Origin of the sequence: Jejubacter calystegiae, assembly GCF_005671395.1 — a bacterium.
Classification (GTDB): domain Bacteria; phylum Pseudomonadota; class Gammaproteobacteria; order Enterobacterales; family Enterobacteriaceae; genus Jejubacter; species Jejubacter calystegiae.
In genome coordinates this window covers 2629431-2652969 of record NZ_CP040428.1, presented here as the reverse complement: position 1 = coordinate 2652969, position 23539 = coordinate 2629431, and the positions used below count along the sequence as shown (strand labels likewise).

The following is a 23539-nucleotide window of genomic DNA, read 5'->3' as shown; positions in this document are numbered from 1 at the left end:
CTACACATGTTGCTATGGAGAAAAACCCATGTCACAAGCTTATGCCCAACCTAAAAAGACCATCAGCGTAACGCTGGAACCCTGGCTACTGCAGCAGGCCAGAGCTGCCGGGATCAATTTGTCCGCAACCCTGGCGGAAGCGCTAAAGCACGAAATTCGCAAAAATGAAGAAGAGGCATGGAAACGGGAAAACCGCGCCGGACTCCAGGAGCTCAACCGAATTTCCGATGAGCATGGACTGCTGTCTGACGATGACCGGACATTTTAACGATGCAATATCGAATTTATCGTAATAACGGCAACAGCAAGGCGTACCCTTATCTGCTTGATGTTCAAAGCAATATTATCGATGAGTTGCACACTCTCCTGGTTATTCCCCTATTCCCGGCTACGCAGATGCGTACACAACCGGTAAAACGCCTGACACCATTGATTGCCATTGAAGGTCACGACTATCTGGTCATGACCCATGAAATGGCCAGCGTCCGGCGTACTCAACTGGGTAACGAGGTCATGGATGCCAGCCCCTGGCGCCAGGAAATCAAGGCCGCGCTGGATTTTATGCTGGATGGATTCTAACCCCCTACAACCCCAACGCCTCCTTCAACGTTTTAAGGTAACGGCGGCTGACCGGCACGGTCTGACCGTTACGTAACCGCAGTTCGGCCAGGCCGTTATCCTCCAGGCGAATTTCCTGTAAATGCGCCATATTCACCAGGTACTGACGGTGGGATCGCAGCAGCGGCGTGCGCTCTTCCAGGGTACGCAGCGTCAGTTCGGTGGCCCCTTCCTTGCCCTCTTTACTGGCCACCCAGACCCCGCCCGCGCGGCTACTGACATAAGCGACATCGTCGATGGGCAACAGCCAGATACGATTCTGGCCGCTACAAGGGATAAACTTCAGCGGCGGCTCTCCCCCGGGCAGCCGCGACAGATCCTGGGCCTGACGGCTCTGACGCAAGCGGTTCAGCGTCTTTTCCAGTCGGGCCGCCTCAATGGGCTTGAGCAGATAGTCGAAGGCGTGCTCTTCAAAGGCCTGAAGGGCGTACTCGTCAAACGCGGTCAGAAAGACGACCCACGGGCGCCGTTCCGGGTCGAGCATGCTGACCATTTCCAGCCCGCTAATGCGCGGCATCTGGATATCCAGAAACAGAATATCCGGGCGCAGCCGGTGCACCGCGCCAATGGCCTCGACGGCGTTGGCGCACTCCCCCAGGATTTCGATATCGCTTTCATCCTGCAACAGAACCCGCAGGTTTTCCCTGGCCAGCGGTTCATCATCGACAATCAGTACCCTTAACATATCCTCTCCTCAACGGGCAGCCGCAGCACGATACGGGTGTACTGTTCCGGCTCGCAGGCGACGGAAATGCCGTAGTCGTCGCCAAAACGCGCCCGCAGACGCTTATCCACCAGGTTCATTCCCAGGCCCTGATGGCTGATATTGTCACTGCAATACAGCCCGGCGTTATCTTCCACCACCAGCATCAGGTTCTGTTGCTCAAGACTGGCGCGAATCATCACTTCGCCGTCGCCCAGTAGCTGCGAAGTGCCGTGCTTAATGGCATTTTCTACGATGGGTTGTAAGGTGAAGGCCGGAAGCTGATATTGCTTTAGATCCTCTGGCACCTCCAGCGCCACATGGAGCCGGGACTGAAAGCGCGCCTGTTCAATTTGCAGATAGGCGTTAACGTGCTCCAGCTCGTCGCCCAGCGTGGCGACCTCTGACGAGCGTTTCAAATTTTTACGGAAGAAGGTCGAGAGATACTGCACCAGCTGTCCGGCGCGCTCGCTGTCGTTGCGAATCACCGCCTTTAGCGTATTCAGGGCGTTAAACAGGAAGTGAGGATTCACCTGAGCGTGCAGCAGTTTGATCTCGGACTGGGCCAGCAGCGCTTTCTGGCGCTCATACTGCCCCGCCAGAATCTGGGCCGACAGTAGCTGGGCGATACCCTCGCCCAGGGTTCGGTTAATGGAGCTGAACAACCGGTTCTTCTCTTCATAAAGCTTAATGGCGCCAATCACCCGCTGGTTTTCGCCGCGCAGGGGAATCACCAGAGTGGATCCCAGTTTGCAGTTGGGATGCAGAGAACAGCGGTAAGGCACCTCATTACCGTCGGCATAGACCACTTCGCCGGTCTCTATCGCACGCCAGGTATACCCGGAAGAGACCGGGCGCCCGGCCAGATGGTGATCGGAACCGGTGCCGATAAAGGCCAGCAGCTTTTCGCAATCGGTAATCGCCACGGCGCCGATATCCAGCTCGTGATGCAGCACCTGAGCCACTTTGAGGCTGTTTTCCTGGTTAAAGCCCTGGCGCAAAATCCCCTCGGTGGCTGCCGCCACCCGCAGCGCGGTGGCGGAAAAAGCCGAGGTATATTTTTCAAACATAGCCCGCCGGTCCAGCAGTATGCGCATAAACAGCGCCGCACCTACGCTGTTGGTAATAATCATCGGCGCGGCGATATTGCTGACCAAGTTGAGCGCTTCCTGATACGGCCGGGCCACCGCCAGGATAATCAGCATCTGAATGACTTCCACCACCAGGGTGACGCAGCCCGCCGTTAGCGGACTGAAAACTTTATCGGCCCGCCCGCGCCGGATCAGATAGCGGTGCATCAACCCCGCCAGCAGCCCTTCGGTAATGGTGGAAATCATACAACTGACCGCCGTCATGCCCCCCAGCGAGTAGCGATGCAATCCGCCAGTAAGCCCCACCAGGCCGCCCACCACCGGGCCCCCCAGCAGTCCCCCCATCACGGCGCCAATGGCGCGGGTGTTGGCAATGGAATCCTCGAAATGCAGCCCGAACCAGGTGCCCATAATGCAGAAAATAGAGAAAACGACGTAACACAGAAATTTGTGCGGCAGGCGCACGGTGACCTGCACCAGGGGGATAAACAGGCGGGTCTTACTCATTAGCCAGGCGATGACCAGAAACACGCACATCTGCTGTAGCAGCAGTAACACTAAATTAAATCCGTACATACCTGGCCGACCTCTTCCTGACACGACCCGGTAACATATCCTGGAAATCTAAGGTTTTCTTTGAATTCCGCCAAAAAATGGCACGCTGAAGCGGTCTTTTACCCTCACCCCGTCCCTCTCCCGGAGGGAGAGGGGGATAAAAAGAGTGATTACCGCTCGCGAAACGCCTCGGCCCTGGCGCGCAGAATCGGCTTCAGCAGGTAGGAAAGAATGGTCTTTCTGCCGGTGATAATATCCACCGACGCCACCATCCCCGGAATAATCAACAGCGGTTTGTTATCGCTGCCCAGGTGGTTTTTGTCGGTGCGGATACGGATGACGTAGTAGCTATTGCCCTCTTTATCCGTCACGGTATCCGGGCTTATCTGCTCCAGTTTTCCTTTCAGACCGCCGTAGATGGTGTAGTCGTAGGCGGTAAACTTGACGCTGGCCTCCTGGCCGGGATGCAGAAAGGCGATATCCTGGGGCCGGATTTTGGCCTCAACCAACAGGGTGTCGTCCAGCGGGACGATCTCGACCATATCGCTGCCAGGCTGAATAACGCCGCCGATGGTGTTCACCAACACCTGCTGCACAATACCGCGCACCGGCGAAGTGACCAGGGTTCGGTTAACCCTGTCCTCAATGGCTTTACCTGAAGCCTGGGTCTTGCTCAGTTCAGTGCGGGCTTCGTTTAGCTGCGAGAGCGCCTCGCTGCGGTAGCGGCCACGGGTTTCGGCAATCTTGCTTTCGGTCTCTTTCACGGCGGCTTCGGCACGAGGAATAGCCAGAGTCACCGATTCCAGCTGACCGCGGGTTTCCACCTCTGAACGGCGCAGGCGCAGCACTTCCACTTTGGAGATAGCCCCCTTCGCCACCAGCGGCTCAGACATTCTGATCTCCTGACGCAGCAGGCTCAGACTGTTGCGGTATTGTCCCTCTTTGGCCCGAAAATCCAGCAGATCCTGTTTCTTCTGCACCAGTTGCTCTTCCAGACCGCCAATTTCGCCCTGAATACGATTCTTCACGCTGGTAAACAGTTTCATTTCGCCATCGGCGATTTCCGGCGCCTGGTTAACTATCTCCGGCGCCAGGGTCAGGGTTTGCGCATCGTTAAGCTGCGCGGTCAGCCGCTGAATGCGGGCCTCCAGAGAAAGCCGGTCAGCTTTGGTTTCACCGGCATTGGAGCGAAAGCGGGTGTCATCCAGCCGCACCAGCGGTTCGCCGGGTTTGACTATCTGCCCCTCATGTACATAAACCTGAGAGACAATCCCCCCTTCCAGGTTCTGGATCTTTTGCAGCCGCGATGAGGGCACGGTGCGCCCTTCCCCGCGAGTCACTTCGTCGATACTGGCCAGCGACGACCAGATAAGCATGACGAGGATAAACGCCAGAATGGCCCAGATAGTCACCCTTACCACCTGGGGCGAGTCATCCAGCAGCGCTTTATTCACTTCGTTAGTGGTAAATTGTTCGGCGTGTTTATCCCCGGACAGCCACCTCATCAGGCGGCGAAGCCTGTCAACGATTCGCATGGATTTGCCCCTTCTTCAACGCGCTCATCACGCTCTCTTTCGGTCCATCGGCGATGATTTTGCCGTTGTCGAGAATGATTAACCGGTCCACCAGGCTCAGCAGCGAGGCGCGGTGCGTCACCAGCAGCAACGTTTTGCTGGCAACGACCGGCACCAGCGCTTTCTTGATCAGATCTTCGCTGGTGTTATCCATGGAGCTGGTCGGCTCGTCCATCAGCAGAATCGGCGGATCGAGCAGCAGCGATCGCGCCAGCGCCACCGCCTGACGCTGGCCGCCGGAAAGGTTCATCCCCCTCTCGCCTACCTGCATGTTGTAGCCGGAAGGGTGACGGCGGGCGAATTCATGCACTCCGGTCAGGCGCGCCACCCGCAGCATGGTTTCTTCATCCACGTAGCTGGCGCCATAGACCAGGTTATCGCGCAGCGTGCCGCTAAACAGATGGATATCCTGGGGGGCGTAACCGATGTTATGGCGCAGGTCGTGAACATCGAGCTGGCGGGCATCGATGCCATCGATCAGCACGCTACCGGCATCCGGCTGGTAAAAGCCCAGCAGCAGTTTGGCCAGCGAACTCTTGCCGGAGCCGGTGCGGCCAATAATCCCCACCTTCTCGCCCGGCGTAATGGTCAGAGAGATATTATTCAGCGAGGTATAGCGGTTGCCCGGGTAGCAGAAGGTTACGTCCCGCAGTTCAATGGCGCCGGACAGGGATTCGCGACGCAGCGGCACTTCGTCTTCCTGAGTTTCCTGTTCCAGACTCATCATGCGATCGATGGTGCCCTTGGTCATTCTGGCCCGCTGGTAACGGGTCATCAGGCTACAGAACTGGCCGATGGGCAGCATGGCCCGGCGATGCAGCAGATAGCAGGCAATCAGCCCGCCGGTGGTGAGGTTGCCGCCCATAATGGTGTACACCCCCGCGACAATCAGCGCCACGCCGCTGGCCTGTTGCAGCCAGAAGGTGAAGTTCACCGCCACGTAAGAGAGCGACTTCACCCGCAGTTCCAGCTTGCTCAACTGGCCGATAATCTGCTCCCACAGATACTGACGTTCGCTTTGCGCGTTATTGACCTTAATCGCATCCAGGCCGGTCAGGGTTTCCACCAGCATCGCCTGACGCTCGGAAGAGAGCCGGAAGGATTTCTGAATGCTGGACATCAGCGGTCGTTGAATCATCCAGTTAATCAGTATCGCCAGGGGGTAACAGAGCAGCGGAATCAGCACCAGCGGACCGCCGATAATGGCGATCACCAGCAGAATCAGCAGGGTAAACGGAAAATCGATAAGCGCGGTCAGCGTCAGCGAAGAGAGAAAGTCCCGCAGCGACTGATACTCCTGAAAGTTCTGAGCGAAGCTCCCCACCCGCGCCGGTCGTAGCTTCATCTTCATGCCCAGCAGCCGTTCAAACAGCCCGGCGGAAACGATAAGGTCAGTCTTCTTACCGGCAATATCCAGGCAGATAGCGCGCAATATCTTTAATACGAAATCGAAAACAAAGGCGATGGTAATGCCGATAGCCAGCACCCACAGGGTAGCGGTGGCCTGATTCGGCACCACCCGGTCATAGACGTTCATCACAAACAGCGGTGCCGCCAGAGCGATGATGTTGATCAGAAAACTGGCGACCACGGCATCCAGATAGAGGAGCTTCGACAGCCGCAGCGTATCCTGAAACCAGGATTTGGTACGCGGAATGGTCGCCGTGGGCTGTGAATCGTAGTCATGCTCCGGCTGCATGAACACCGTTTTACCGCTATAGCTGGCTTCCAGCTCTTCCAGCGGCACCCGCAGTTCGCCGCCTTCGGTGTCGGCGCTCAGCAGTTTTGCCTGCTGCTGCTCGTCCCAGCCGGTCAGTACCGCCGCCTGCTGATTGTTCAGCAGAATAATGGCCGGCAGAGAGATAGCCTGAATATTGGCCAGCGGGCGCTGAATCACCCGCGCTTTGAGCCCGGCGCGCCCTGCGGCCCGGGGCAGCGCACTCAGGGTCAGGGTATTGGCCTTCAGGGGTAACCCGGCGGTCAGGATATTGCGACTGGTGGTAATACCGTGCAGCCTGCACATGATCATCAGGCAATCCAGCAGCGGATCGTCATGGTTCTGGCGTGGATCGTTTCTGATAATGTCATCTGAATCGGAACCATTAAGATCCCGGGAATCGGTGTCTGGTGTCATAGTCGGCCCTCAGGTGCGGGCGGCATTACGCCGCACCGACACAGGGAAATACAGAGTTATCACGAGATGAAATAACCCAGGCGTTATTCGATATCGGGTAGTGAATCCTGCGGCATGGAAGCCGCCGTCGTATCAATGGCCTGGGCTGCGGAAGGCGCCTGAATTTTCAGCGCACTCAGCAGCTCGCCGGTACGGGCATTGATGCGATAGGTGTTAAACATTTCCAGAAATTGCAGCTCCACGTAGCGTCGCTTCGCGGTGAAGACTTCATTTTCACTGTCCAGCATATCCAGCAGCGTACGGTCGCCCAGGCTGAACTGTTCCTGATAGGCGCTGCGCACCGCCTGGCTGCGTTCGGCATAGTTTTTGGCAATCGGCAACTGGCGCTCGGCGTTCTGGTAAGCGTTCCACGCCAGGCGCAGCTCTTCGTTGAGCTGACGCAGCGCGTTGTTTTTCACATCCTTCGCTTCTCGCATCTTGTAAGCATAGGAGCTGAGCGTCGCCTGGTCGGTGCCGCCGTTGTAAACGTTGTAGCGCATGCGTACCATCGCCTGCCATTCCTGGTCGTGCCCGCGGGTGCCGTCAACGTTGTTATCCATACGCCGTCCCACCTCAACATTCACGTTGGGGTAAAATTTCGATTTCGCCGCTTCGTACTGCTGATGTGTCGCTTCCACGTCGGCGTCGGCCTGTTTCAGCAGCGGGCTGTTTTTCAGCATCGATTTGCGGGCCGCTTCCAGCGATGCCGGAGCCGCAAGCTTTGTCGGCATAGCGAGATCCAGAGGATCGGCCCCCACCACGCTGTGGTAAGTGGCGATGGAGTCTTCCAGGTTGGTCTGTTCCGTCAGCAGGTTATTCTGGGCCTGGGAAAGTCGTGCCTCCGCCTGCTCATAGTCTGCCTGGCGCCCTACTCCCTGCTCGGTACGCAGTTTGATCTGATCGAACACCCGCTCGTGGTTTTTCAGATTCTCTTCTGCCAGCCCAACCATTCGCTTTCGCATCAGTACATCCAGGTAACTCTGGATAGCCGCCAGCGCCGTATTTTCGCTGGTGTTCATCACGGTCCAGGCCCGGGAATCCACGGTTGCCCGCTGGCGGGCCACTTCGCTGGTGGTGCCAAAACCATTAAAGACATTTTGTGTCAGATTGATGCTGGATTCGCTACGGTGCAAATTACGGCGGTGATCGTCGGCGCCGCGCGTAGAGGTGTTATCGGTCTGTTCCCAACCGGTTCCCGCCGTGACATCCAGAGAAGGCAGATATCCTCCCTGCGCCGCCCGTAAATCCTGATCCGCTGAATAGCGGCTGTTAACCGAGGCGCTCACCTGCGGATGCGAAGTCAGCGTCTGTTTAATCGCCTGCTCCAGGGTGGTGGCCTGCGCCAGGCTGGCCGTCAGGAGTGAAAGCGATGCCCCTACAAAAAATTGACTACCACGATTCATTATCACGTCCTTCTCTTGCGGACTACCCCACATGCAGGCAAGGCAGTACAGGCAGAAGTTTCTATTGATTAGCTATCCATCATCATGAAATGTTCAGGTACTCCCTCACCTGAATCCTGTTTTTTGACTTATTGAAATCATTAAAAAATATAGCCGCTGTTTTCCTTGTTATGGAAAAACTGCGCCACACGCATCAGGCATGCGGGTCGGGTTTGGCTATCAGGTTATCCAGGTGGTCGTCATGGCCGCCGTCGTAACCGCTGTCGCCCCCTTCACCATCAAGCGCGCCGGATTCCGCCGGAACGTGGTCAGGCTCGCTGGCGCTGTCTTCACCGGTGACCTTAATCAGCGCGCTCAGATCGTTACCATCTTCGTCGTCACTAATGACATCGGCAAAGTTAATCGGCTCGGCATCACTCAGCGTCACGCCAGCCTCCTGCCCGGTATCGGTCTGCGAGTCGGCAGCGCTCTCCTCGCCAGCAGCGTGGGTATTGTCATACTCATCGCCCAGCAGATTGCTGAGCGATGCCTCGCTGTGAGCATCGCTGGTCTGTTCTACAGACGCACTATCGCCCTGCTGAATCAGCAGATTGTCATCATCAATCAGCAATGAATGGTCGGTATCGTTCGCGTTATCCGTATGGCTGTCGTCAGCGCTGTCGCCATGAGACTGGGCGGGCTCATTGTTTGAGCCGGTGTTAGTCTCATTCTGAGTCTGATCGGCCTGTTCATCATTTAGTTCGCCACTGGAAGCATCGCTCTGCCCCTGAGAAGCGTCGGTGTTACTATCCGCAGTGTCGCCATGCTCCGTTGTCTGCGAAGCATCAGCACCTGAATCCTGGGAATCGACAGGATCCTGGCTCTGTGAAGCGTCAGTCTCGCTATCCTGGGAATCACCGTGCTCTGACGCCTGCGAAACATCAGTGCCGCTGTTCAGGGAATCACCGTGGTCCGAATCCTGCGAAATATCAGCGCCAGCTTCGTGGGAATCGCTGTGGTCCGGCTCGTGGCTGTCGTCCGAAATCGCTTCGCCATGATGCTCACTCTCTACGCCGTTCAGGCTGGTGGCCTGCAAACCATGACTCTCTATCTGCTCACCGGTATCGCCATCAAAGGTGTAATCGGTATCGTGCTGATCGTCCGCGGTGGAGTGAATTTCCAGTTCGAGATCCCCCAGCGAATCCTGCCCGTCCGGCAGCGTGACGGAGACCTGACCGGAATAGTCTGTGGTATTTTCATCAAAGGTCAGCGTATAGGTGCCACTGTTGGCATCCCAGGTGACATCCTGATAATTCCCCGTAAAGGTCGCCCCCTCAGGCAGACCGCTCACCGTGATGCTGGTTAAATGGTCGTCTGCATCAGTGCTGTCCAGATCCACATCCACATTCAGCGTCACCTCCGTGGTGGTGGTCGCCCCACCGCCATTAGTTTCGCCATCAGCAAAAACGACATCTTCGATATGGTTGATATTGATATTGGCTAACGCACTGGATCCGCCATTGATATGGACATTATCCCAGGTGTTATTGGTGCCGTTATTCGGGTTATTAACGCCGCTAGTGTCGTAATCATTACTATCACCACCAGCAACGAAGACATAGTCTTTACCGGCATCACCCTCAGGCACGTTACCGTTGCCGGTTATGCCGTTGATCGGACGGAACTCGTACTGAGAGTCCGGCCAGTCGCTCTGTTGATAGTAGCCGCCGGTATGATCGCCCACGACGAAGATATCGGTGGTGCCCGAACTGCTATCGCCAGCATTGGCGTTACCCGAATCATCGTAATAGTGGATCTGTGAATCCGGATCGTCACACTGAGGGACAAGATCGCCTTTAATGGCACCATCCGGGCTATCCGGCGTCAGCCAGATATTTACATTCGAGCCGATCGCGACAATCTGACCATTCTGGATGTCATAACCGTTCGGATCTCCAGCCCCGCCGTTAACGTGGATGATGTCATCATCTGTCGTATCCGTCGTTTTATCCCCAGGCGTCACCGTCACCGTTAAGTGCACATCGGAATCTGTGTCTCCATCCGCATCCGCATCTGAATCACTATCAGCGTCGGCATCTGCGTCAGCATCTGAATCCGAGTCAGCATCGCTGTCGGAATCGGAGTCGCTGTCGGAGTCTGAGTCGCTGTCAGAATCCGAATCGCTGTCAGCGTCCGAGTCACTGTCAGAGTCCGAATCGCTGTCAGAGTCCGAATCGCTGTCCGAGTCGGAATCACTGTCCGAGTCCGAGTCGCTGTCTGAGTCGGAGTCACTGTCGGCGTCAGAATCACTGTCCGAGTCGGAGTCGCTGTCGGAGTCAGCATCGCTGTCAGAGTCCGAGTCACTATCTGAATCGGAATCACTGTCGGCGTCAGCGTCGCTGTCCGAATCCGAATCGCTGTCAGAGTCTGAGTCGCTGTCGGCGTCAGAATCACTGTCCGAGTCGGAATCGCTGTCAGAGTCAGCATCGCTGTCCGAATCCGAGTCGCTGTCGGAATCCGAATCCGAATCGCTGTCCGAATCCGAATCGCTGTCCGAGTCAGCATCGCTGTCCGAATCCGAGTCACTGTCGGAATCGGAGTCGCTGTCCGAGTCGCTGTCCGAGTCAGAATCGCTGTCCGAGTCGGAGTCGCTGTCGGAGTCAGAATCGCTGTCCGAGTCAGCATCGCTGTCCGAATCCGAGTCGCTGTCAGAATCCGAATCGCTGTCAGCGTCCGAGTCACTGTCAGAGTCTGAGTCGCTGTCGGAGTCTGAGTCGCTGTCCGAATCGGAGTCACTGTCGGAGTCAGAGTCGCTGTCCGAGTCAGAGTCACTGTCGGAATCAGAGTCACTGTCTGAGTCGGAATCGCTGTCGGCGTCAGAGTCGCTGTCCGAGTCAGCATCGCTGTCAGAGTCCGAGTCACTGTCGGAGTCAGAATCACTGTCGGAATCGGAGTCACTGTCGGAGTCGGAATCGCTGTCTGAATCTGAATCACTGTCCGAGTCGGAATCACTGTCCGAGTCCGAGTCACTGTCCGAGTCAGCATCGCTGTCGGAGTCTGAATCACTGTCCGAATCAGAATCACTGTCCGAATCTGAGTCGCTGTCAGAATCCGAATCGCTGTCCGAATCCGAATCGCTGTCCGAGTCAGCATCGCTGTCCGAATCCGAGTCACTGTCGGAATCGGAGTCGCTGTCCGAGTCGCTGTCCGAGTCAGAATCACTGTCGGAATCGGAGTCACTGTCGGAGTCGGAATCGCTGTCTGAATCTGAATCACTGTCCGAGTCGGAATCACTGTCCGAGTCCGAGTCACTGTCCGAGTCAGCATCGCTGTCGGAGTCTGAATCACTGTCCGAATCAGAATCACTGTCCGAATCTGAGTCGCTGTCAGAATCCGAATCGCTGTCCGAATCCGAATCGCTGTCCGAGTCAGCATCGCTGTCCGAATCCGAGTCACTGTCGGAATCGGAGTCGCTGTCCGAGTCGCTGTCCGAGTCAGAATCGCTGTCCGAGTCGGAGTCGCTGTCGGAGTCAGAATCGCTGTCCGAGTCAGCATCGCTGTCCGAATCCGAGTCGCTGTCAGAATCCGAATCGCTGTCAGAGTCCGAATCACTGTCCGAATCGGAGTCACTGTCGGAGTCGGAATCGCTGTCCGAGTCCGAATCGCTGTCAGAGTCAGAGTCAGAGTCACTGTCCGAATCGGAGTCGCTGTCTGAATCAGAATCGCTGTCCGAATCTGAGTCGCTGTCAGAATCCGAATCACTGTCGGAGTCTGAATCGCTGTCGGAATCGGAGTCACTGTCGGCGTCAGAATCGCTGTCTGAGTCGGAGTCGCTGTCGGAATCCGAGTCGCTGTCGGAATCTGAATCACTGTCTGAATCCGAGTCGCTGTCCGAATCCGAATCGCTGTCGGAATCGGAATCGCTGTCAGAGTCAGAATCACTGTCCGAGTCGGAATCACTGTCTGAGTCGGAATCGCTGTCGGCGTCAGAGTCGCTGTCCGAGTCAGCATCGCTGTCGGAATCCGAGTCGCTGTCGGAGTCAGCATCGCTGTCCGAATCCGAGTCACTGTCGGAGTCTGAGTCGCTGTCAGAATCGGAATCGCTGTCGGAGTCAGCATCGCTGTCCGAATCGGAATCACTGTCCGAATCGGAGTCGCTGTCGGAGTCACTGTCGGAATCAGAGTCACTGTCTGAGTCGGAATCGCTGTCGGCGTCAGAGTCACTGTCCGAATCGGAGTCGCTGTCCGAATCCGAATCGCTGTCGGAATCGGAATCGCTGTCAGAGTCAGAATCACTGTCCGAGTCGGAATCGCTGTCAGAGTCCGAATCACTGTCCGAATCGGAGTCACTGTCGGAGTCGGAATCGCTGTCCGAGTCCGAATCGCTGTCAGAGTCAGAGTCAGAGTCACTGTCCGAATCGGAGTCGCTGTCTGAATCAGAATCGCTGTCCGAATCTGAGTCGCTGTCAGAATCCGAATCACTGTCGGAGTCTGAATCGCTGTCGGAATCGGAGTCACTGTCGGCGTCAGAATCGCTGTCTGAGTCGGAGTCGCTGTCGGAATCCGAGTCGCTGTCGGAATCTGAATCACTGTCTGAATCCGAGTCGCTGTCCGAATCCGAATCGCTGTCGGAATCGGAATCGCTGTCAGAGTCAGAATCACTGTCCGAGTCGGAATCGCTGTCGGCGTCAGAGTCGCTGTCCGAGTCAGCATCGCTGTCGGAATCCGAGTCGCTGTCGGAGTCAGCATCGCTGTCCGAATCCGAGTCACTGTCGGAGTCTGAGTCGCTGTCAGAATCGGAATCGCTGTCGGAGTCAGCATCGCTGTCCGAATCGGAATCACTGTCCGAATCGGAGTCGCTGTCGGAGTCAGCATCGCTGTCCGAATCGGAATCACTGTCCGAATCGGAGTCGCTGTCGGAGTCACTGTCGGAATCAGAGTCACTGTCTGAGTCGGAATCGCTGTCGGCGTCAGAGTCACTGTCCGAATCGGAGTCGCTGTCTGAATCAGAATCGCTGTCCGAATCCGAATCGCTGTCCGAGTCAGAATCGCTGTCCGAGTCCGAGTCACTGTCAGAGTCCGAATCACTGTCCGAATCGGAGTCACTGTCGGAGTCGGAATCGCTGTCCGAGTCCGAATCGCTGTCAGAGTCGGAATCACTGTCAGAGTCAGAGTCAGAGTCACTGTCCGAATCCGAGTCGCTGTCCGAATCCGAATCGCTGTCAGAGTCAGAATCACTGTCCGAATCGGAATCGCTGTCCGAGTCGGAATCGCTGTCGGCGTCAGCATCACTGTCCGAGTCGGAGTCACTGTCGGAGTCTGAATCGCTGTCCGAATCGGAGTCACTGTCGGAGTCAGCATCGCTGTCAGAGTCCGAGTCACTGTCCGAGTCGGAATCACTGTCTGAGTCGGAATCGCTGTCGGCGTCAGAGTCGCTGTCAGAGTCAGAATCACTGTCCGAATCGGAATCGCTGTCCGAGTCGGAGTCACTGTCGGAGTCTGAATCGCTGTCCGAATCGGAGTCACTGTCGGAGTCAGCATCGCTGTCAGAGTCCGAGTCACTGTCCGAGTCGGAATCACTGTCCGAGTCGGAATCACTGTCTGAGTCGGAATCGCTGTCGGCGTCAGAGTCGCTGTCCGAGTCAGAGTCGCTGTCTGAATCGGAGTCACTGTCGGCGTCCGAGTCACTGTCGGAGTCGGAATCACTGTCCGAGTCGGAGTCACTGTCCGAATCGGAGTCACTGTCGGCGTCCGAATCCGAATCCGCATCCGCATCCGCATCCGCATCCGCATCCGCATCGCCATCATCATTCAGCAAATAAGTCAGTTCTTCCGGCGGCGCGCCATCGGGAAAATCAATACCTTCGGTCGGATAGCCTGCGGTGGGGTCGACGATTTCGCCGGTCAGATCGAGCACCACATGGGTATGGGATCCGCCGCCGCTGCCGCCGGGGTTAGCGTCATTATTCACGACCTGCGGACCGGCTGCGGTAGCTTCCAGAGTTTGGGTCGGGTCCTGCCCGTCGGCGATGGCCTGCTGCAACGCGGCCACTTCATCCACCTGATCGGTAGCGGCCTGGCTTGCGGTAATACCACTACTGTTCCATACCGAATCCCGCCCCAGATCGAGCGTCTTACCGTCCGCCAGCGCGATAGTGACCGCCCCTTCCGCGCCGGTCATCACCTGTTCGCCATCAAAAACTCTGTCGCCTTCCACCAGCAAACGCTGGCTGCCATCGGGGGAAACCACGAAAACCTGCCCAATAACGGCTTTTATAATGCCCGCAACACCGCTCATGCTATCTTCTCTCAGTCACTTCAAAACCGATCCATCCGGATCAAAAATGGAACAGCAAATGACGCTCAGCGCCGGAACGCGCCGCCGATGCCCTAAATAAGCCCTTCATCATCGTCATCGATCAGTCCCTCAAGACCGCTCAGACTCCGGCGCGCCTGGGCGCGGTTAATCAGTTTGGCCTGAGCCGCTTCCGGCAGATCGGTAATGCTAATCACCCCTTTACTCATCAACACTTCAATCAGGTCTTCCAGTACGCGAACCATCTCCAGATCGCTCTGCTGAAGCTTGCGCAGCGACGCCTCTCTGGCCTCCTGGGCCTTCAGCCACCTGTCGAGCTCCGCTGTGCGGGCTTCGCTATGCTCCGTCATACCGGTAAAAGGGGTGCTATCCACCCGGGTTATCTGCCCTGCGGCATCTCGTTCGATGTAATACATAGGTACGACTCCTTGATAAACGATTAACCGCGCAGCGTACTGGCATCGGCAAAGTAGCGCCCCATAGCGCCGTACAAGCCAATACGTTCCAGTATCGCCAGCTCGCCGGCCGTTTCCACTCGCTCCGCTATCAGCGGTAAATCAATCTGCCGGGTGGCCCAGTAAATCGCTTCAATAAACAGACGTTTATCTTCTTCAGTATCGATATTGCGTACGTAGCTGCCGTCGACTTTGATCCAGGCCAGCCCCCACTGGGGCAGGTTGCCGATGAGATGGAACTGCCCACCAAAGTGCTGGATCCCCAGGCGGCAGCCCACCATTTTCAGGCGCCGGACCACTTCGCTCATGCGCTCGGCATCCGGCAGTTCATTTTCATCCAGCTCCAGGGTCAGCCTGGCCGCCAGCGTCGGCGTCTGCTTCAACGGCAGCAGTAGCGCCTCCAGGCTTTCGTCGTCGGCCACGCTTTCACCGCAGATACTGAGCGACAGCACGCCGTCCGTGCGATCCATTTCGCGCAACGTCTGTTTCAGCATTACCTGATCCATACGCTGACCCAGCGCCAGCCGGTGGATCCACGGCATAAAGCGGCTGGCGGGCAGGGTTTCCCCTTCCGCCGTTTTAATCCGCGCCAGAATTTTGTGGTGCAGCACCACCCGCTGGTTGTTGCACTCAAACACCGGTTGGGAAAACAGCTCAAATGACTCCGCATCCAGTACCGCCGTCAGCCGGGCGAACCAGCTATGACGATCGCCATCAACGTCAGTGACCTGCGCTACTACCGGGTTTGCGAAGAAGCGCATTCGGGTTTCGGCCTCGGCCAGCGACTGATCCGCCTGCCTCAGCACAGCCTGTGAGGCATCGCCCGACTGGAAAGTGACCTGCGCCAGATGCGCCACCGGCGAAACATCGCTAATGCCGGTTTCATACAAGGCTTTCAGTTGGGTGCCGAGCTGGCTGACCAGGTTCTCCATCTCCTGCGGCAGAATCTCCTGCCCGACCAGGGCGAATTCGCCGCCACGGATACGGGCCAGAAAACCGTCCGTGGGAAAGAAACGCTTCTGGGTTTCGCCCAGCATCCCGGCTACGGCCTTCAGCAGCTCGTCGGTTTTCCCGCCGCCCATACGTTGGTTCAGCCCCATCAGATCCTGAACCCGCACCAGCAACAGATGTCCGGTGGATTTATCTTCATCGCTCAGTCTCGCCTGCAGGTGGATGTCGAAGGCCCGGCGGTTATTCAGACCGGTCAGGCTGTCGTGATAGGCCTCCTGCCTCAGCGTCTCGGTACGCTGCGCCTGTTCGCTAAACAGCGCCTTGAGCTGCATCACCATCATATTGGTGGCCTCCACCACTCGCCGCAGCTCCGGGGTTTTCGGCAGGGTCGGCAGGCTCAGGAACTCACGGTGGCTGATGGCCGTGGCCTGTTTCACAATATAGTTTAGCGGACGCAAACGGCGACGCAGGAAAACAGTGGCGCCTATTACGCACAGCAAACTGCACCCGGCGAACCAGAAGAAGCTATTCACCATGCTTTCCCACAGACGCTGAAGCGCGAACATCGGGTGGCTGACCACCTCTACCCGGGCATACTGGGTCCAGCCGCGCATCACAATCGCTTCACCCTTCCCCGGGTTAAGGTTCACCATCCGCACAAACCAACCGGGCAGCCCTGCATCCTGCGGCTTTCCGTGACGCTCAGTCAGTACCTTCTGGGTTTTCAGGCTGACCACCCGAATACGATAGAAGTAGCCGCTGTCGAAAATCGAACTGACCAGCAGATCCGTCATGGTGGGATCGTCAATATTCGCCGTCAGTGAAACCCCCAGCGCCGTCGCCGTATCCTGAGCGTGGGCGCCAAGCTGGTTATGGTACTGCTCGCGTGATGACTCCAGGGCCACATAAAAGTTGCCGCAGAACACCACGATGGCGAACAGACAAATGCCAATCAGTAGCTGTTTATAAAGAGACATGGCTACTTCCTATTCATTGATGGAAAACCCTTCCGCACGCATCCGGGTCAGAAGATCCTGCCAGCGCGACAGGCGCTTACTGTCGCCCACCTGGCGGCTGCCATCCGCCTTCGGCAACCACAGCCCGGCGCCGTTAAACGAATAGACTGGCAGCAGATCCGGACGTTGAGTCGCCGGTAAAATGGTACCGTTAAGATTATCAAGGACCAGCGGGATAGCGTCCGGCGTCTGATACCAGGTCAGCACCATATGCGCCTGATTCAGGCGCAGCGCCTTAACGTAGGTGATGCGCAGCTGGCTGGCCGGAATCCCCATTTTCCGTAGCGAGAAATATTTGGCGATGGCGTAATCCTCGCAGTCGCCGGCCCCCTTACGTAAAAACTCGACGGGCGTGGCCCAGTAATCCTGCTGACCCCATACCACGCGGTCATCGCGAAACGCCATCCGACTGTTAAAAAAGCGGTTTACGCGGTTAAGCGCCCCCTGCACATCACCATTCACGGGCCGACTTACCAGCGCAGCCCATTCATCGATACGCCGCTGGGCAGCAGGCGTTGCCGGGCCGTACAGCTTCTGGGTCCGGGCATTGATGGCAACGAAGTCCCAGCTGGCGGCCAGCTGGGGTGAAAACGCCAGCAGAGCCAGCAGCCAGACAGCCATCCAGCGGCGCAGCGTTACTGTTCGCAGCAGCCCGTCACGCATGGAGAACCTCTGGCAACCGCTGCCGCAAAGACTTGCTCCAGGCGACATAGCCGGAAAGAGAGTGCACTACATCAACGATCGTCCAGTCAGGACAGGGCTCAGGCAATGGCGCGGCCCGCAGCTGCGCTGCCGCCGGTCGAATCAACCCAGGCAAATGACTTAGTGACATCAGGGTATCCTGTCGCGGATAACGATCGTTAATCATTAGCCGAATTGAGTGCCCGACCGGCACAAAAAATAGCTAACCGCATCTTGTTTTTAACGTAATGGAAGAAATCGCACAATAAAAAAGCAACAGGTTAAATACAGCTAATGAACATAAAATTAAATCATAACCGTCTGTCGCTACTGTAATTTTTCAGACAGGGTTATTCTGGCCGATTATTTAAGCAAGGTAAAGTAAAGCCTGAAGTAATGTCATTACCAACCCAGCATACCGCTCTGCCAACAAGAGAAATAAATGATTAAAAAACAAATAATTGAAGAAAAACCACGCAACACACCCACTGCAGGCTCAGGCGTTTTCCTGGTGAAATAATCCCACCCAAAACTATTAACAACAGAAGAAATAATCACCAGAATAAAAAAACTCAAGATTCTTCTTAAACCCAACCACCAAACAAAATCAGTCTTCATGCGAATGCCTGATACGCATTCCACGCTGCTGATAAAAACATATTTTTAACAGCCTTGCGCTATTTTTAGTCAGACGCCGAAACGCCCAATGAAATTCCCATTAAGAATCACCGCATGCAACAGCATTTACCGCATAACAGAATGCCTCAATGGCCAGCGCCACATCCGCAGCCATGACCGATTCCGCCGGATGATGGCTGATACCGCCCTGACAGCGTACAAACAGCATACCCACGGGCCAGCAGCCTGAGATAGCGATAGCGTCATGCCCGGCGCCGCTGGGGAGCGACAGCGCACGCCCCTGCACCCGGGATACCGCCTGTACCAGCCGCTGTTGCAGTTCGGGATCGCAGCGCGTTGCCGCCATCCGGTAATACTCTTCAGCGCTAAATTGCACACCGCGACGTTGGGCGATGTCTCCGGCCTGAGCCAGCAACGCCTGCTGGAGCGCCTCCAGCGCTTCATCTTCCGGCCCGCGAACATCAAGGGTCAGCGTAACCTCGCCCGGAATCACGTTTACCGCGCCGGGGGCGCAGCTCAGCGTCCCGATGGTCGCCACCTGCTGGCGGCCATGCTGCTTTGTGATGCTTTCCACTGCCATCATCCATTCGGCGGAAGCGGCCAGAGCATCCTGCCGGTGATTCATCGGCACCGTTCCGGCATGGCCCGCCAGACCGGTGAAGCGGCAGGTCAGACGCCGGGCGCCGTTAATGGCCTGCACCACGCCCAGCGCCAGCCCTTCCTGCTCCAGGCACGGCCCCTGTTCGATATGCAGCTCCAGATAAGCGGCGATCTCCTCCCTGTTGCGGGCCGCCTGGCCAATGTTTGCGCCATCCAGCCCTGCGTTTGCCAGCGCCTGGGCCACGCTAATGCCCTGTGCATCCTGCTGCTGAAGCCATTCCGACGGCCAGTCGCCGGTAAGGCCCCGGCTGCCCAGTAGCGTAATGCCGAAGCGGGTGCCCTCTTCGTCGCCAAAACCGACAATCTCTACCGCCATCGGTAATCGCCTGCCCCGATCGTGCAGCGCCTGTACGACTTCGATGGCCGTTAGTACGCCCAGCATGCCGTCGTAACGTCCGGCATCGCGTACCGTATCCAGATGCGAGCCCAGCAGCAGCGCAGGCGCTCCCGCCTGTTCCCCTTCATAGCGCCCGCAGATATTGCCGACGCTGTCCTGCCAGACCCGCATGCCCGCCTGCTCCATCCAGTGCCCCACCAGGGCATTGGCCCGTAGATGCTCGGGCGAAAGATAGATCCGGGTCAACCCCCGGGGCGTTTCGCTGATATCCGCCAGGTGGTCGGCCCGCTCCATCACCCGGGCTGCGGCCAGTTGAGACGCGCTGGCGGCAATGGTCGTTTCACTCATGCCTGACTCCCGTAGTGGTCCCATGCCGCCTGGAGCCCGGCTCCCTGAGGCGTGGTAAATTTCAGATGATTGAGGACCGATTCCAGGGCGCTCAGGGTGGTCATCACGCAGGCCTTACGGGCGTTATAGCCCATGGTGCCTATGCGCCACACCTTGCCGTGCAGCGGACCAAAAGAGGTGCCGATCTCAATTCCGAAATCGTCCAGCATCAGAGCGCGCACCTGGTCGCCGTTAACGCTCTGGGGAATCACCACGCCGAGCACGTTGTTCATCTTGTGGGTCAGATCTCCGAACGTTTCCAGCCCCATGGCCCGCACCCCTTTCAGCAGGGCATCGCCGTGCAGCTTATGGCGAGCGATGCCGTTATCCAGCCCTTCCTGCAGAATCAGGCGTGCACACTCGCGGGCGGCAAACAGCGCGCTGGTGGCTTCAGTATGGTGGTTCAGCCGCTCCGGCCCCCAGTAGTCCATGATCATGCCGAGATCGAAGTAGTTGCTGTAGATCATCTCGTCATCACCGTCCTGGTGGGCGTCGGTGCGGATCCCGGCTTCCACGCACTTACGGCGACGAATCACCTCCTCCATGGCCGGACTCAGAGTAATGGGAGATGTGCCGGAAGGGCCGCCCAGGCACTTCTGCATTCCGGCGGACACGGCATCCAGCCCCCAGGCGTCGGTTTCCAGCGGATTGCCTCCCAGGCTTGCGGTGGCATCGGTGTAGAACAGCACGCCGTAGCGACGGCAGATCTCACCCAGTTGATCCAGAGGCTGGAGCATAGTGGTGGAGGTATCGCCCTGTACCGTCAGCAGCAGCCGCGGACGCACCCGCTTAATGGCGTCCTCAATGGCATCCGGCGTGAATACCTGCCCCCAGGGCACCTCGATGGTATGCACCTCGGCGCGGCAGCGGCGGGCAATTTCACACAGCAGGTGGCCGAAGCGGCCAAAGACCGGCACCAACACCTTATCCCCCGGGCGAATCGCCGAGGTTAAAATAGCTTCGATCCCTGCCCGGGAGGTGCCGTCCACCAGCAGCGTCCAGCGGTTTTCCGTGCGGAATACGCCGCGATACAGCGCCATCACCTCATTCATATAGTGGGTCATGGCCGGATCGTACTGACCTATCAACTGGCTCGACATAGCGCGCAGTACCCGGGGGTCGGCATTGATCGGCCCCGGCCCCATCAGCAGACGCTGGGGCGGATTGAGTTGCGGAAATTGCGTGATGTCCATGAGGGGTTCCTTTTATGTCGGGTTCACCGTAATGAAACGAAAGGTTCTTTACTGGCAGATATTGCAACTAATGTGCCACATCAGGATAGTCCAAACCACCGCCAGTTTTTCCCGGTAATTCATGAATAACAATCAGAAATCGGATAATGCCGGTCTGTTTATCACGCAAACCGGCATCATAAAATTGCACCGCAAGTGTGCAAGGCACCGCCGTGGCGCACCATTATCGCTGTTCCAGTTCGTCCAGCTTCTGGTAAAGATCGGCAATCTGGTGAATCCGCTGGCGGCCGCTGCTCAGCATTTCATGCAGCAGTGCGTTAGCCAGCAGGTTGATCAGACTGTTGGCGCAGGCATAGCTGTCGTAGGCCGAAACGCTGTCCAGCGGCGCGCAAAGTCGCCAGCGGGCCAACGGAAACAGGCTCTGGGCCTGAGGTTCGCATATCAGCAACACCGGCACTTGCGCCTTCTGTAGCTGCTCCAGTAGCGGACGCACAATGCGCGGACGGCGGCGAAACGCCACCATCACCACCAGATCGTCGGGCGCGGCATCCACCAGCTCTTCGCTTAAGGTCTGGCCCGGCTGGGGCAGTAACTGTACCTGCCCACGGGTCTGCAATAGCTGCTGACGCAGGTGCAACGCCGCAGGCCACGAGTTACGCAGTCCGATAATCAGAATACGACGGGCCTCTGCCAGCCCGGCAATGGCGCCGGAAAACTGATCGGCATCCAGCTCACTGGCCCAGCGGGTCAGGTTCGCCATCTCCTGCTTGTAATGGCGCGCCAGCAGGGTGTTGCCCTGCACGGCATCGCGATTATCGGTCAGGGGCATGCCGCTCTGGCGCAGGGTGCGCAGCTCTTCGCGCATCTCCCGGTATTTGTCATAGCCCAGGCGCTTAAACAGGCGGCTGACGGTGGCCTTGGATACGCCGCTTAGCCTTGCCAGTTCGGCGCTGTTATAGCTAATCAGATCGTCGAAATGGTCAAAAATAAAGTCGGCGACCCGCTGTTCCTGCGGCGACAGAGTGCTGTACTGGCTTTTCAGGCGTTCATCCAGTTGCTTCATTACGACTCCTGTAACTTTTGTTTCACCGTTATCGTACAGTCAAAACCCGTGCCAGATGATAAAAATTCTGCGCTGAGACGTTTGTCTCAATTGTGGAATAGCTTTTGCAGGCGTGTATGTTTGAATTCCATCAAACGATAAGGAGCAACGATGCAGAGCAATATGGCGCCCCACGGCATGGTCGTGACGCCACACCATCTGGCAAGCCAGAGCGCGCTTGCCGTGCTGCGCGACGGCGGAAGCGCCATTGAGGCGATGGTCAGTGCCGCGGCCAGCATCGCCGTGGTCTATCCCCATATGAACGGCCTGGGCGGCGACGGCTTCTGGCTGATTGTGCCGCCAGAGGGCGAGCCCATCGCCATTGACGCCAGCGGCGCCGCCGGTTCGCTGGCGACTCCTGATGCCTATGCAGGGCTGGCTCAAATCCCCCAGCGCGGCCCGCAAGCGGCCCTGACCGTGGCCGGAACCGTTAGCGGCTGGCAGGAGGCGCTAACGATTTCGCAATCCCTGACCGGTCGCGCCCTGCCGCTGAGCCGATTGCTGGACGATGCCACTCGCTATGCCGACCACGGCATTCCGGTGACGGCCTCCCAGGTCGGCGCCACCGCCAGCAAGCTGGCCGAGCTTCGTGATGTGCCCGGCTTTAGTTCCGCCTTTTTGCTCAATGGCGAAGTGCCCCACACCGGCCAGCGCTTTCGCCAGCCCGTGCTGGCTAACACCCTGCGCCAGCTCGCCCGGGAAGGGCTGGAAAGCTTTTATCGCGGCGAGCTGGCAAACGCCATCGCCGCCGATGCCGAACGTCTGGGCATGCCGATAACGCTTGAGGATCTGCAAAACCACCGGGCGCGACGCCCCGCGCCGCTGCGCCTGGATCACAGTCGGGGAACGCTCTGGAATCTGGCGCCTCCGACCCAGGGGCTGGTTTCTCTGGCGATCCTCGGCATTACCGACCGGCTGGCAATGGCCGATGCCGATGAGGTCGACACCGTACATCGCATCGTGGAAGCCACTAAACAGGCTTTTGGGCTACGGGATGCCCACATTACCGACCCCCGCCATCTGCAGGTGGATATTCAAAGTCTGCTGACCCCCGAATGGCTGGAAGCCATGGCTGCTGCCATCGACACGACTCAGGCGGCCCCATGGGGCAAGGGTAAAGGCCCTGGCGACACCGTCTGGATGGGCGCAATGGACAACAGCGGTCTGGCGGTCTCATTTATTCAGAGCATCTATCATGAATTTGGCAGCGGCGTGGTGCTCCCCGGCAGCGGCCTGCTGTGGCAGAACCGCGGTGCCGCCTTTAGCCTCGATCCCGAACACCTGCTGGCGCTGGCTCCGGGCAAACAACCGTTCCATACCCTGAACCCAGCCGCCGCCCGTCTGAAAGATGGCCGCACCCTGGTCTACGGCAGCATGGGGGGCGACGGTCAGCCTCAGACTCAGGCGACCCTTTTTACCCGTTACGTCATACAGAACATGGCGTTGCAGGAGAGCATTCGCGCGCCCCGCTGGCTGCTGGGCCGCACCTGGGGCCAGTCTTCCGACTCACTGAAGCTGGAAGGCCGGTTTAGCGAGGAAAGTTCAGCGCGGCTGCGGACGCTCGGCCACGAGGTTGAAATGCTCGAGGAATTTAGCGAAGCCGTGGGCCACGCGGGCGCCATCGTGCGCCACCCCGACGGCGTGTTTGAAGGGGCATTTGACCCACGCAGCAACGGCAGCGCCGCTGGCTACTGACAGGAGAATCC

The 23539-nt window shown here is 57.8% G+C and carries 17 protein-coding genes; 3 read left to right on the top strand and 14 right to left on the bottom strand.

The genetic code is table 11. The annotated features are described in order from the left end of the window. The first annotated feature begins 28 nt into the window (after positions 1–28). Positions 29–268, top strand: a complete 240-nt coding sequence (locus FEM41_RS12125; RefSeq protein WP_138096219.1) for a type II toxin-antitoxin system CcdA family antitoxin — start codon at positions 29–31, stop codon at positions 266–268. A gap of 2 nt (positions 269–270) precedes the next feature. Continuing rightward, on the top strand, positions 271–579 hold the full coding sequence (locus tag FEM41_RS12120; protein ID WP_138096218.1) for a CcdB family protein: 309 nt from the start codon (positions 271–273) through the stop codon (positions 577–579). Between the two features lie 4 nt (positions 580–583). On the opposite strand, the gene btsR is transcribed toward FEM41_RS12120, so the two are convergent. The 14 genes from btsR to hpxU all read right to left on the bottom strand — a co-directional run bounded on the left by btsR (position 584) and on the right by hpxU (position 21794). Continuing rightward, a complete protein-coding gene (btsR, locus tag FEM41_RS12115; RefSeq protein ID WP_138096217.1) occupies positions 584–1303 on the bottom strand; it encodes a two-component system response regulator BtsR in 720 nt (239 codons plus the stop codon). Next, positions 1297–2988: a sensor histidine kinase gene (locus FEM41_RS12110; RefSeq protein WP_138096216.1), complete on the bottom strand. Its 1692-nt coding sequence runs from the start codon at positions 2986–2988 to the stop codon at positions 1297–1299. Before FEM41_RS12110 ends, btsR begins: the two co-directional genes overlap by 7 nt. Before the next feature lie 149 nt (positions 2989–3137). Continuing rightward, the gene (locus FEM41_RS12105; protein ID WP_138096215.1) at positions 3138–4502 is read right to left on the bottom strand and encodes an HlyD family type I secretion periplasmic adaptor subunit; all 1365 of its coding nucleotides are present in this window, start codon (positions 4500–4502) and stop codon (positions 3138–3140) included. Beyond that, on the bottom strand, positions 4489–6675 hold the full coding sequence (locus tag FEM41_RS12100; protein ID WP_138096214.1) for a type I secretion system permease/ATPase: 2187 nt from the start codon (positions 6673–6675) through the stop codon (positions 4489–4491). Before FEM41_RS12100 ends, FEM41_RS12105 begins: the two co-directional genes overlap by 14 nt. A gap of 83 nt (positions 6676–6758) precedes the next feature. Further along, complete coding sequence (locus FEM41_RS12095) at positions 6759–8117, bottom strand: TolC family outer membrane protein (RefSeq protein WP_138096213.1); 1359 nt, start codon at positions 8115–8117, stop codon at positions 6759–6761. A gap of 193 nt (positions 8118–8310) precedes the next feature. Next, entirely contained in the window at positions 8311–14394 is a 6084-nt protein-coding gene (locus tag FEM41_RS12090; protein WP_138096212.1) for a retention module-containing protein, read from the bottom strand. 92 nt (positions 14395–14486) lie between these two features. Beyond that, entirely contained in the window at positions 14487–14828 is a 342-nt protein-coding gene (locus FEM41_RS12085; protein ID WP_138096211.1) for a tryptophan synthase subunit beta, read from the bottom strand. Between the two features lie 23 nt (positions 14829–14851). Then, positions 14852–16795 (bottom strand): cyclic di-GMP receptor LapD, encoded by a 1944-nt coding sequence (gene lapD / locus FEM41_RS12080; RefSeq protein ID WP_138096210.1) that lies wholly within the window; start codon positions 16793–16795, stop codon positions 14852–14854. 9 nt (positions 16796–16804) lie between these two features. Beyond that, positions 16805–17497, bottom strand: coding sequence for a cysteine protease LapG (gene lapG / locus FEM41_RS12075; RefSeq protein ID WP_206665527.1), 693 nt, complete (start codon positions 17495–17497; stop codon positions 16805–16807). Then, positions 17490–17666: a hypothetical protein gene (locus FEM41_RS24530; protein ID WP_168198794.1), complete on the bottom strand. Its 177-nt coding sequence runs from the start codon at positions 17664–17666 to the stop codon at positions 17490–17492. Before FEM41_RS24530 ends, lapG begins: the two co-directional genes overlap by 8 nt. A 251-nt stretch (positions 17667–17917) precedes the next feature. Continuing rightward, positions 17918–18133: a hypothetical protein gene (locus FEM41_RS12070; RefSeq protein WP_138096209.1), complete on the bottom strand. Its 216-nt coding sequence runs from the start codon at positions 18131–18133 to the stop codon at positions 17918–17920. Between the two features lie 100 nt (positions 18134–18233). After that, positions 18234–19499 carry an allantoate amidohydrolase gene (gene hpxK / locus FEM41_RS12065; protein WP_138096208.1) on the bottom strand — a complete coding sequence of 422 codons (1266 nt, stop codon included), beginning with the start codon at positions 19497–19499 and terminating at the stop codon, positions 18234–18236. Then, complete coding sequence (locus tag FEM41_RS12060) at positions 19496–20731, bottom strand: pyridoxal-phosphate-dependent aminotransferase family protein (protein WP_138096207.1); 1236 nt, start codon at positions 20729–20731, stop codon at positions 19496–19498. Before FEM41_RS12060 ends, hpxK begins: the two co-directional genes overlap by 4 nt. Positions 20732–20954: 223 nt before the next feature. After that, the gene (gene hpxU, locus FEM41_RS12055) at positions 20955–21794 is read right to left on the bottom strand and encodes a MurR/RpiR family transcriptional regulator HpxU (protein ID WP_138096206.1); all 840 of its coding nucleotides are present in this window, start codon (positions 21792–21794) and stop codon (positions 20955–20957) included. Positions 21795–21944: 150 nt separating this feature from the next. Here hpxU and FEM41_RS12050 point away from each other — a divergent pair, with 150 nt between their 5' ends. Beyond that, positions 21945–23528, top strand: a complete 1584-nt coding sequence (locus FEM41_RS12050) for a gamma-glutamyltransferase family protein (RefSeq protein WP_138096205.1) — start codon at positions 21945–21947, stop codon at positions 23526–23528. Positions 23529–23539: the final 11 nt, after the last annotated feature.